Below are 11,713 nucleotides of genomic sequence, written 5' to 3'. Positions count from 1 at the left end.
TCAGGTGGCCTGCTGCCGATGCAGACGCCAGCGGCGCTCGAATTCATGCACGCGCTGACGTGCAAATTCGATGGTCTGGGCCGTCATTACGCTCTGGTTCTCGTCCTTGAGCTCGCCGCCCAGGTTGCGAACGATCACCATCGCCGTTTCAAGCATGGCTTCAAAGGCGGCGGCCGTATCGTCCGCGCCGGGAAGCGGCATCAAGAAGGTCACGCCAGGCGTGGCAAAGTCATCCATGGCCTCAAGGTCGAATATACCCGGCTTGACCGAGTTGACCATCGAGAACTGCAGGGCACTGTCATCGCTTTCGGTTTCAAAACGGTGGAAGACATGCATGTCGGGGCTATAACGCAGACCACAGGCCAGCAGCAACTGCAGTAGTGTCGTGCCTTCAAAACCGGCGTCATCCCGGGAAAACACGCTGATCACGATCAGCTCATCGGCATTGGCAAGCGCGTCGCGGGCCAGTGCATCCGCGGGGATCGCGTGGCGCATTGCCCGCTCGACCATCGGATGGCGCGTCACGTTATCACCGAGTGGATCTTCGTCAAATGCGTCGGCATGCATCGAAGCCTCATCTACTCCGGCCTCCTCGGCAACCGGCACTTCCTCGTCCTGCGCATCATGACGACGCGCAGCCACCGGGCCGCCGTCGGAGGCATACCGGGCGCCACCGTTCGGCAGTTCCCAGTTGGTCTGCGCTTCACGGAGGTCTTCTTCACGCTCGTCGTTGACGTCCAGATCCCTGGACAGATCAAGCCGTGGGATACCTCGTTGATGCTTTAGCCGCCTTACGCCATCAATGATGATGATGGCGACCAGCACCAGACCGAGAATTATCAACCACTCTCTTAATTCCATGGGTATCTTGCCTGTAGTTGTAGCCGCGCACATACCCTTGTACGCAACAGTCACCAGTATCGAAAGGCTCTCGTATGGCCTGTCCCGTATGCCTTCAGCCGGGTCTGCGCCCTGTTATTATGCTGTTGACGCCTGAACGTCATTTATCGTCACTTTAATACCACAAAACGGTCACTGCGTGCATGTTATCAGGCTTGGGCCAGCTCGGCAGCCTGTTCCACCCCTACTGCGACCAGTCGGGAGACGCCAGGTTCCTGCATGGTCACGCCCATCAGCTGATCAGCCGCCTCCATCGCAATCTTGTTATGGGTAATGTAGATGAACTGAACGGTGTCCGACATTTCCTTTACCAGCCGCGCGTAGCGGCCCACATTGGCATCATCCAGCGGAGCATCGACCTCATCCAGCATGCAGAAGGGTGCCGGATTGAGCTTGAAGATCGCAAAGACCAGCGACAGGGCCGTCAGCGCCTTTTCTCCGCCGGACAGCAGGTGAATGGTGCTGTTCTTCTTGCCCGGCGGGCGGGCCATGATGGCGACACCAGTCTCCAGCAGGTCATCGCCGGTCAGGGTAAGCCAGGCCGCGCCGCCACCGAATACCCGCGGAAACAGCGCCTCGAATCCGGCATTGATGTCATCAAAGGTCTGTCGGAACCGCACACGGGTTTCCTGGTCGATCTTGCGGATTGCCTTCTCGAGCGTTTCAAGGGCTTCCGTCAGCTCACCATGCTGGGCTTCCAGATAATCCCGCCGCTCGGCCTGCTGGTCATACTCCTCGATGGCCGCGAGATTGATGGCACCCAGCCGCTTGATACGCTCACCGGTGCGCTCAAGCTCACTGTGCCAGTCATCGATGCTGGCGCTGTCCGGCAATTGCTCGGCCAGCAGCGCGGCATCATGCTCCATGTCGCGCAGCAACTCGTCCTGCGTATCGGCCTTCATCGACAGCGCCTGGACGTCCATGCGTCCCTTTTCAAGCGCCTCGCGCAGTTCACTCAGCCGATGTTCATGGGCCTGACGCTGCTGTTCGAGGGTACGCATGCGTTCAGCCAGGTGCTGGGACCGGTCACGATGCTCATTCAGCGTCTGCTCCTGGCGCCCCCGCTGGTCCAGCAGCATTTCCAGTGTCTCGCGCGTTTCCTCTCCCGGTGCCCGGAGTTCCTCGAGTTGTTCGGCCAGCAGCTCACATTTTTCCTGCAGTCTCTCGCGCTGCTCATCGCTGCGCTCACGCTGATTGTTCAGCCCCTGCCGCTCGGTAACCAGTCGCTGACGCTCCAGCTCCAGCGCACTGTACTGCTCTCGAAGCGGCGCCTCCCGGGCCCGGTACTGCCCCAGCGTCATACGGGCATCATTGCGGCGTTGCGCGAGCTGCTCGCGGCGAGCGCTGTTGGCCTCTACCGTTTCCATGGCGGCCTGCCACTGCTCCCGGGCAGCCTCAAGTGTCAGACGGATATCCTCATCCTGTTCGGCCAGAGATGACAGCTCCTCGGAAAGCTCGTTGCGCCGACCCTGTGCATGCTCCAGCCGGGTCGACAGGTTGCTTTCCTTCAGTGCGGCCTGCTGGCGAGCCTCATTCAGGCGGCGCTCATCAAGGCGCAGCTGCTCGATGGCTTCATCACTGCTGTCACGAGCCTGACGCGCCACGACCAGCGCGTCGTCGAGCGCCTCGATCTGCATGTCCAGCTCGCCAAGGGTAGCGGTAATGCTGTCCCGACGCTGGCGGCGTGCCAGCAGGTTATCCACGCCCTCGCGCTCGCCACGTCGGCGTACCCAGTGAGGCCCGAGCCATAATCCTTCAGGGGAAATCACGCTTTGATGCGGCTCAAGCTGCGCCCGCTGCGCCCAGGCCTGCTCATCGGTGTCAGCACATACAATGGTATTGAGCCAGGCTCCCAGTGCACCGGCCTGTCCGACATGAGCACCCAGTGTGCCGGGTTCCGGAGCGATCCTTGCCTGTTCCAGCAACGCCAGCTCGCCCTGAGGCAGCTGATGCTGTGACACCTCCGGCGGCAGCGCAGTGCCCACGCGTGCCGTCAACCAGGGAGACAGGACCCATTCAGCGGCAGTCGCCCAGTCGCCATCCACCTCCAGCTGCTCGCCCAGTCGGGGCGTGCTGCGCCAGTCCAGCCGTGTCAGGTACTCGTCCAGGCTGTCATCATCCTGCCCCAGGGCCGCCTCAATCAGAGCCTCAAGAGAAGCCAGCTCGCCCTGCAGGGTAGTCTGTTCCCGTACCAGTGCATCCCGGCGTGTCCCGGCATCGGTCAGGGTCTGCGCCGCATCGCTGCGCCGGGCCTGAAGCGTCTCCCGCTGCATGTCCGCATCGGCGAGCTGCTCATCCAGCCCTTCCCGATCTGTCTGGCTGAGGTGGTACTCTTCGCGCAGGGCGGCGTCTTCCGGTAATTCCTGCCACTGGGCCTGACGACGATGTCGCTGCTGCTCCAGTTCGCGCAACCGACTTTCATGCTGACGAATCTCCTGCTGCAGGCGCTCGGCCTGACGTGACGCGGCCTGATCCTCTTCACTGAAATGATCCCAGTCTTCCTGCGCCTGCTCCTGCATCATGCGGGCCTGTTCGAGCTGGTCGGTCAGCAGCTCAAGCTGCTCCTGGGCGGTCTCCTGCTCGGGGGCCAGCGCCTCCAGCCGGGTATCGATATCCTCCAGCCGTCGAACATCATCACTGCCGAGCTGCTCCAGCTCACCAAGCTCGCGGCGCGCATTGTCAAGGTCAGCGGCAAGCTGCTGCTCACGGCTTCTGGCATGTTCGATGGATTGCTCGATGCGGGCGATGGCGGCTCCGGTTTCATAAAAGGCCGCCTGATGCTGCTCCAGCGTGTCGGCCATGTCATCGTGGGCACTGCGCGCCTGCTCAAGGCCGCTTTCGCTTTCCCGAACACCGAAGACATTTTTTTCAACCTCGATTTCGAGCTCACGCACCCGGTGGGCCTGCTGCTGCTGCTGGTCGCGCAGCGCTCGCCCACGCATCAGCGCCAGCTCGCCCCTGAGACGATGCTCCCTCCCCTTGAGCTCCTGATAGCGACGGGCAGCGTCGGCCTGCCGCTTGAGCCGTTCAAGCTGCTTGTCGAGTTCTTCACGCAGGTCATCCAGGCGCTCCAGGTTTTCCTGGGTACGGCGCATGCGGTTTTCAGTCTCGCGCCGGCGCTCCTTGTAGCGTGAAATGCCGGCAGCCTCCTCGATGGTGGCACGCAACTCATCCGGCCGTGCTTCAATCAGCCGCGAGATCATCCCCTGCCCGATAATGGCGTAGGAGCGCGGCCCCAGCCCCGTTCCCATGAACAGATCGGCAATGTCACGACGACGACACTTCTGCCCATTGAAGTAATAAAGCGACTGCCCGTCCCGAGTGACCAACCGCTTGACGGCTATTTCCCGGTATTCGGCATACTGCCCCCCCAGGCTGCCATCCTGGTTATCAAACAGCAGTTCGATCGTGGCCTGCCCGACCGGCTTGCGACCGGTCGAGCCATTGAAGATCACGTCGGCCATTGATTCGCCGCGCAGCATCTTGGCCGAAGACTCGCCCATGACCCAGCGCACGGCATCAATCACGTTGGACTTGCCGCAGCCGTTGGGCCCGACAATCGACGTCATATTGCTTTCAAAAGGCACTGTGACCGGGTCTACAAAGGATTTGAACCCTGCCAGCTTGATCGACTTGAGCCGCATTCATCCCGCCGTTGGTCGTGGGTAAAAGGTGGTTGGCCTGCATTACTGCCAGTGGGCCAGGCCCTGAACATCAGGGTCTGGCATGATCAATCACGAGTGTCACGGGACCACTGCCCCGCACCGTCACCGTCTGTGCATGACTGACCCAGTCACCCGGAGCCGGGCGCGCCGTGCCTGTCCGTGAAATACGCGCACTGATACTGACCCGGTCTGCACTCGATAGCGTAAACGAGGGCGCCATGGCCTTGCTGTCATCCAGCGTCAGTGTAACCGGCAGCGCCGAGACCGGCCGACGCACCACCGCCAGGGGAGGAGCATCCGGACGAGCGGGGTCCCGCGCCACGATAAAGACCATGGCCTTGCGGCCCAGAGCCTTCGGCACACGAGCCCCCAGTGATGCACTGACCTGCACCTGCGCGGCCACCGCATCGCCTGGCGAGACACTGTCCGACGCATCAGCCTTCGGCGCCGCACTCAACCCGCCCTTCTGACGTGCAATGCGAATTCCTTCCTGCATGGCGCGAACGCTGCTTTCGTTCCGGAATCCGGCAGCAGCAATCTGCCAGTGCTCCACGGCGCCGGCATACTGGCCCTGACGAAAGGCCGCCAGCCCCAGCAGGCTGTGGGCAGTCGCATTGCCGGCATCGGCCGCCAGCGCATCATCCAGTAGTGCCCTGCTGTGATCGGTCAGGGTCTGGTCATCAGCGAAATACTGCATCTGGGCTGCCAGCGCCAGCAGCTCCGGCTGACGCCCCTTCAATCGCATCAGCTCGTCAAGGCTGTGGGCCGCCTGCAGAAACCGGCCCTGATCCCGGTACAGGGGAAAAAGGGTTTGCCAGACATCAGGGTTATCCGGCTGCTGACGCGCATGAGCTTCAAAGGCGGCTATGTAGTCGGCTGCATCGGCAGCAGGATCGGCCTTGAGGTGCTGCGCCGTTTCATACAGGGCAAGGTCATCACTGTTGCCATAGCGCTGATAGCTCCACAGCCCGCCGCCAATCACCAGAACGGCCACGACCGGTATTGCCCACAGGCCCTGCCGGGCGCTCCCGAGCGGCGCGCGACGATGCCCCTCGACATCGCCCAGCAACTGGCGTGACAGCTCGGCCCGTTCCGCCTCGAAAGTGGGCTGGTCCAGCATGCCATCGGCATACTCGCCTGTCAGCGCCGCCAGTCGCTGCCGGTAGATGCGTGTGTTTTCCCGCACGTAATCATCATCCCTGTCAGCCTGTGCCAGGGCATCGGCTGTCTGCCGGGATCGCCACAGCGGCAACAGCATGAACAGGGAAGCCAGCACACTCAACGCGACCAGGCCTATCCATAAATCCATCATGATGGGTCCCTGCGGTCTGTCGAATGGTTGGTAGTACGCAGGGGATCGCCCAGCAGATCATCCAGCCTGGCCTGTTCTTCCGGAGCCAGCGCCGAGACAGTGTCCCGTGACCGTGTTCTGGCGCGCACCACGCCAACCATGATGGCCAGCCCGATGGCCAGCACCAGCAGCGGCCCGCCCCACAACAGCCAGGTGCGCAGGGTCAGCCGGGGATCATAAAGAACGTAGTCGCCGAAGCGCTCAACCATATAGTGACGGATGGCTTCATCGGATCGCCCCTCACGCAACAGGCGCGCCACGCTTGCGCGCATGTCGGCGGCAATCATGGAGTGGGAATCACCGATGGCCTGATTCTCACACTTCGGACAACGCAGTACATCGTTGAGCGCGTCATAACGCGCCGCCAGGGCCGGTGTATCAAACTGTTCAGGGGCATCGGCGGCCATTGCCTGACCGGCCACCAGTGCCAGCCATACTGCGGCAAGCCTCAGGAAGATGACCACTTTTTGATCTCCGGCAAAATGGTGTCCTGAATATCCTCGGGCCTGATATAGCCCGTATGGTGATAGCGAATAACCCCGCGGGCATCCACGATGAAGGATTCCGGGGCTCCATAGACGCCCAGGTCAAAGCCCAGGGTGCCATCCGGATCAAACACGCTGACATCAAACGGGTTACCGAACTGATTGAGAAAGTCCCGTGCCTTGACTCGCGTGTCCTTGTAATCAACCCCCATGATACGAACACCCTTGTGGTGCAGCGCCAGCAGTTGCGGCATTTCATCCTTGCAGGTCGGGCACCATGAGCCCCAGACATTTACCAGCGTCACGTGGCCCAGCAGGGCACTGCGATCCACGTTCACGGTCGGATCATCGAGCGCCGTCAGGGAAAACTCGGGCATGCCCTGGTCGATCAGTGCCGAGTCGCGGGCAAAGGGATTCAGATCCAGTCCCTTCCACAGAAACACGCCCAGCGCGATGAACAGCACCAGCGGAATGAATAAAAGCCATCGGCGTTGCATTTACAGTTGCTCCTTGCGAAGTTGACGGCGATAGCGACGGTCCCACACGGCCAGCCCTCCCCCCAGCGCCATGATCACGCCGCCAAGCCAGATCCAGCGTACGAAGGGTTTGATCTGAATCCGAAGCGCCCAGTCCCCGTTATCCAGTTGCTCACCCATGGCGACATACACGTCACGAAACAGCCCCGCATCCAGCGCCGTTTCGGTCAGCGCCTGACGGCGGGCATGATAAAAGCGTTTCTCGGGATGCATGATGTTGATCAGGCGGTTATTCCGCGTGACCTGAAGGGTTGCCCGGGTAGCGGTATAGTTTGGTCCTTCACGATCGCCCAGACTGGTCATGGTAAAGCGATAGCCTCCGACCATGACCTGCTGGCCGACATTGAGCCGAACGTTATCGGACACATGGTAACTTGATACCAGCGTGATCCCGGTAATCGTGACGGCCAGCCCCAGGTGCCCCAGTACCATGCCGTAGTGGCTGCGAGAGAGCTTGCGCGGTCCGCGCAGTCCAAAACGCAACAGGCTGCCTGCCACCTCCCGCAGTGAGGCAAGGGCCACCCACAGCGCCAGCAGCAACCCAAGCGATACCAGCGGCGTCCAGTGGCGATCAAGCCACAGGGGCAGCGCCACCGACAGCACCAGCGCGGCCAGCGCACTGAAAGCACTTCGCTTTACCAGCGTGCGGCGTGACATCTGCTTCCAGCGCGACAGCGGCCCCAGCCCCATGGCGATACACAGCAGCGTAGCCAGCGGTACGAACAGGGCGTTGAAGTACGGCGGGCCGACAGAAATCTTGCCCAGACCCAGTGAGGACAACAGCAGGGGGTACAGCGTGCCCAGCAGCACTGTCACGGCCATGACCAGCAGCACGATATTGTTGATCAACAGGAAGGTATCCCGTGACAGCCAGCCGAAGGTAATACGGCTTTTGACCTGCGGAGCACGCAGCGCAAAGACAAGCAGCGCAAGACCCACCGTCAGTCCAAGCAGCACCAGGATGAAAACGCCCCGGTCAGGATCATTGGCAAAGGAATGCACCGAGGTCAGTACCCCGGAGCGGACCAGAAATGTCCCCAGCAGTGACAGGGAGAAGCTGAAAATGGCCAGCAGCACTGTCCAGCTTTTAAACGTGCCCCGCTTTTCGGTGGCTGCCAGCGAATGCATCAGCGCCGTTCCCACAAGCCAGGGCATCAGTGAGGCATTCTCAACCGGGTCCCAGAACCACCAGCCGCCCCAGCCCAGCTCGTAATAGGCCCACCAGCTGCCCAGCGCAATTCCCAGCGTCAGGAACGACCAGGCCACCGTCGTCCATGGGCGCGCCCAACGCGTCCAGGCCGCGTCCAGTCGCCCGCCCAGCAGGGCAGCCATGGCAAAGGCAAAGGCCACTGAAAACCCGACATAGCCCATATAGAGCATGGGCGGATGAACGATCAGCCCCGGGTCCTGCAGCAACGGATTCAGATCAGCACCTTCGGCAGGCACGACCGGCAGCGTGCGGGTGAAGGGGTTGGAAGTCACCAGGATAAACAGCAGAAACCCGCTGCCGATGGCGCCCATGATGCCCAGCACCCGGGCCAGAAGATCCCTGGGCAGTCGCCTTGAAAACAGGCTGACCGCCAGCCCCCAGAACGACAGCAGCAATGACCACAGCAGCATCGATCCCTCATGACTGCCCCATACCGCGCTCAGCCGATAATACCAGGGCAGGGCCGAGTTCGAGTTGGCGGCGATGTAATCGACACTGAAATCATTGACGTAAAACCCGGTCGCCAGACAGGCCAGCGACAACACCAGGAAGGTACATTGCCCCCAGGCCATTGGCTGGGCAAAGGCCATCCAGAGTGGACGGCGCTGCCAGGCACCCCATAACGGCACCACGGTTTGAAGCACCGCCATGCCCAGCGCCAGAATCAGCGCATAAAACCCGAGTTCGGGCAGTACATCCGTCACCATGAGTATTCCTGCAACATCCAGATGATCAGCGCGAAGGTGCCGAAGGATCGGAGGCGCCCTCGTAGGACAACTCTCCCGAGGCTTCGGCCTGTCGGTAATCCGCCGGTGACATTCCCTCCTTCTTCAGAACGTCTGCCACCTCTTTCGGCATATAGTTTTCATCGTGCTTGGCCAGCACCTGACCGGCCTCGATCACCCCCTGTCCATTCAGGCGACCGACCACCACGATGCCCTGCCCCTCCCGGAACAGATCGGGCAGGATACCGTCATACTGTACCGGCACATCGGCCTTGAAGTCGGTCACCGTGAAGCGGACCTTGAGGCTGTGCTGATCACGAGCGAGACTGCCTTTACGAACAATGCCGCCCGCGCGAATCTGACGCTCGACCGGCGCCTTGCCGGCAGCAATGTCGGCCGGGCTGTAAAACAAATTGATGTTTTGCCCCAGGGCATACAGCATCAAGCCGATCGCCAGACCCGCCAGTGCCACCAGCGACAGCACAATGAACAAGCGACGCTTTCTGACCGCGTTCACAGCTGTTGCTCCCGCCGGATCTGTCGCCGGATCCGTTGCACGATACGACGGTGTTCCAGCCGGGCCATGATTACCTGTGCCACACACAGGCCGGTAATCACGCCCCAGGCCGTCCAGACGTACAGGCCATAGCCGTTCATTGACATGAACGCGTTCAGGGAATCAAAGGCCACCATTACACTCCCGTGTCGGAGGAGCCGGCATCCGGCGCAATCAGCGCCCGAACCCAGCGTGAGCGCGACTCGCGCCGCAGGATTTCATGCCGCGTTCGGGTCAGTACCAGCGCGGCAAACAGCAGATAGCTGCCCAGCATCATCAATAACAGCGGTACCCACATGCTGGCCGGCATGGACGGCGCCTGAGTCAGGCTGAAGGACGATTTCTGATGCAACGTGTTCCACCAGTCGACCGAATACTTGATGATCGGCAGATTGACCACCCCGACCAGCGCCAGCACCGCTGCTGCGCGCCCGCCACTGTCCGGACGATCAAAGGCGTAACGCAGGGCCATTACGCCCATGTAGAGAAACAGCAGAATCAGCATCGACGTCAGACGTGCGTCCCATACCCACCAGGTTCCCCAGGTTGGAATGCCCCACACGGCACCGGATACCAGCGCCCCGAAGGTCATGCTGGCACCGAAGGGGGCAGCCACCCGGGCCACCATATCGGCCAGCTTGATTTTCCAGACCAGAAAGATCGCGCCACACACAGCCAGCAGGGCAAAGCAGGATTCTGCCAGCATGGCGCTCGGCACATGCACGTAAATGATCCGGAAACTGTCGTGCTGCTGGTAATCAGGGGGAGCAAAGGCAAGCCCCCAGACAGCCCCGATGCCCAGCAGCAGCGCTGCCGCGCACCAGAGCCAGGGCGTTACCCGCAGGCTGAATCGGTAGAAGACCCTGGGTGAGCCCCATTTATGTATCCATTGCCACATGACGTCATTGCTCACAGGGAAATTGAAAAAATCAGCTGTCCTGACCCAGGCGCAGCGCGGCTGCACAGGCCCAGGGCGCCAGCGCCAGTGCACCGGCCAGCAGGGCACCAAGGATCGCAAGATACGGCGCAACGGCCGCCCCTTCGCCGGCCAGACGCACCACGCCGGCACCGAAAATCAGTACCGGTATATAAAGCGGCAGGACCATCAGGGACAACAGCAGGCCACCGCGTCTCACGCTGACTGTCAGAGCCGCCCCGATGGCACCGATCAGAATCAGTGTGGCACTCCCGAGGGCCAGACTCAGGGACAGGGCCCAGAACCCCTGGGCCGGCAGGGCCAGCATGATCCCCGGCACCGGGGCCACCAGAGCCAGCGGTAGCCCGGTCATCAACCAGTGCGCGCAGAGCTTGGCCAGGACCAGCCACCAGGTCGGCACCGGTGAAAACATCATCTGCTCCAGCGTGCCGTCATCCCGGTCTTCCCGAAACAGGGCCTCCAGCGAGAGCAGCACGGCCAGCAGTGCCGCCACCCACACCACCCCCGGCGCTACCCGCGCCAGAGTCACCGGGTCAGGCGTGGTCGCCAACGGGAACAACGTGGTAATCAGGGCAAAAAACACCAGCGGACTGCCCCAGTCACTCCCATGACGCAGGCGCAGGCGCATATCACGCACCAGCACGGCGCAGAAGGCGCGACGCCACTGCGGGCCGGAATCAGAGGACATCATGGCCTCCTCGGCCATCCAGCCGAACATGATGCGTCAGGGGAATGGCACTGAATGCATGATGCGTAATCACGATAACGGTGCCGCCGTTCTGACAACGCAAGTGAACCAATTGTTCCAGCACATCCACTCCGGCACGGTCGATAGCGGTAAACGGTTCATCCAGTATCCAGAGCGGCCGATCCACGACATGAAGACGCGCCAGCCCGGCCCGCCGCTGCTGCCCGGCGGAGAGCTGCTGCACCGGCACATCCTCGAATCCGGCAAGACCAACCTCGGCCAGAGCATGCCAGCGCGCCGCCTCTGCACCGGCATCCGGCGTGGTATGAAGTGCCTGATACCAGGCAAGATTTTCAAGCGGCGTCAGGGCCCCCTTCACACCAGCCAGATGGCCGACATACAGAAGCGAACGCTCCAGCACCGGCCGCGCTGCCGGCAAGGGCTGGCCCAGCCAGCGCACCTCGCCCTCATCGGGCGGAAGCTGACCGGTCAGGAGCTTTATCAGGCTGGTCTTGCCACTGCCATTGGGGCCTTCGATCCGACACAGGTCGCCGGGGGCAAGCGTCAGGGATAGATCTCTGAAAAGCCACCGGTCATCGCGTTCACACCCGAGCCGGCATGCCTGAAGCTGGGCACTCACACGACGTCCTTTACGTTGGG

11 protein-coding genes are annotated in these 11,713 nt (G+C 61.9%); all 11 read right to left on the bottom strand.

All coding sequences use genetic code 11. From position 1 onward, the window contains the following. The 11 genes from zipA to ccmA all read right to left on the bottom strand — a co-directional run bounded on the left by zipA (position 1) and on the right by ccmA (position 11,693). Positions 1–861 (bottom strand): cell division protein ZipA, encoded by an 861-nt coding sequence (gene zipA, locus NAT21_RS03895; RefSeq protein ID WP_250935862.1) that lies wholly within the window; start codon positions 859–861, stop codon positions 1–3. 188 nt (positions 862–1,049) lie between these two features. Then, positions 1,050–4,544: a chromosome segregation protein SMC gene (smc, locus tag NAT21_RS03890; RefSeq protein WP_250935860.1), complete on the bottom strand. Its 3,495-nt coding sequence runs from the start codon at positions 4,542–4,544 to the stop codon at positions 1,050–1,052. A gap of 70 nt (positions 4,545–4,614) precedes the next feature. Continuing rightward, positions 4,615–5,877: a c-type cytochrome biogenesis protein CcmI gene (gene ccmI / locus NAT21_RS03885; RefSeq protein ID WP_250935858.1), complete on the bottom strand. Its 1,263-nt coding sequence runs from the start codon at positions 5,875–5,877 to the stop codon at positions 4,615–4,617. After that, entirely contained in the window at positions 5,874–6,380 is a 507-nt protein-coding gene (locus NAT21_RS03880) for a cytochrome c-type biogenesis protein (RefSeq protein ID WP_250935856.1), read from the bottom strand. Before NAT21_RS03880 ends, ccmI begins: the two co-directional genes overlap by 4 nt. After that, a complete protein-coding gene (locus NAT21_RS03875) occupies positions 6,365–6,898 on the bottom strand; it encodes a DsbE family thiol:disulfide interchange protein (RefSeq protein WP_250935854.1) in 534 nt (177 codons plus the stop codon). Before NAT21_RS03875 ends, NAT21_RS03880 begins: the two co-directional genes overlap by 16 nt. Further along, entirely contained in the window at positions 6,899–8,854 is a 1,956-nt protein-coding gene (locus NAT21_RS03870; RefSeq protein WP_250935852.1) for a heme lyase CcmF/NrfE family subunit, read from the bottom strand. 25 nt (positions 8,855–8,879) lie between these two features. Then, positions 8,880–9,389, bottom strand: a complete 510-nt coding sequence (ccmE, locus tag NAT21_RS03865) for a cytochrome c maturation protein CcmE (protein WP_250935851.1) — start codon at positions 9,387–9,389, stop codon at positions 8,880–8,882. Next, complete coding sequence (gene ccmD, locus NAT21_RS03860; protein WP_250935850.1) at positions 9,386–9,562, bottom strand: heme exporter protein CcmD; 177 nt, start codon at positions 9,560–9,562, stop codon at positions 9,386–9,388. The genes ccmE and ccmD overlap by 4 nt, the downstream gene beginning before the upstream one ends. Before the next feature lie 2 nt (positions 9,563–9,564). After that, on the bottom strand, positions 9,565–10,326 hold the full coding sequence (locus NAT21_RS03855) for a heme ABC transporter permease (protein ID WP_250935849.1): 762 nt from the start codon (positions 10,324–10,326) through the stop codon (positions 9,565–9,567). Positions 10,327–10,357: 31 nt separating this feature from the next. Further along, a complete protein-coding gene (gene ccmB / locus NAT21_RS03850) occupies positions 10,358–11,053 on the bottom strand; it encodes a heme exporter protein CcmB (protein WP_250935848.1) in 696 nt (231 codons plus the stop codon). Further along, positions 11,043–11,693: a cytochrome c biogenesis heme-transporting ATPase CcmA gene (gene ccmA, locus NAT21_RS03845; protein WP_250935847.1), complete on the bottom strand. Its 651-nt coding sequence runs from the start codon at positions 11,691–11,693 to the stop codon at positions 11,043–11,045. The genes ccmB and ccmA overlap by 11 nt, the downstream gene beginning before the upstream one ends. Between the last annotated feature and the right edge of the window lie 20 nt (positions 11,694–11,713).

The organism is Larsenimonas rhizosphaerae (assembly GCF_023700005.1).
In the GTDB taxonomy this organism is placed as follows: domain Bacteria; phylum Pseudomonadota; class Gammaproteobacteria; order Pseudomonadales; family Halomonadaceae; genus Larsenimonas; species Larsenimonas rhizosphaerae.
The sequence above is the reverse complement of the archived record's forward strand: the minus strand, read 5'-3'. Positions and strand labels throughout refer to the sequence as shown.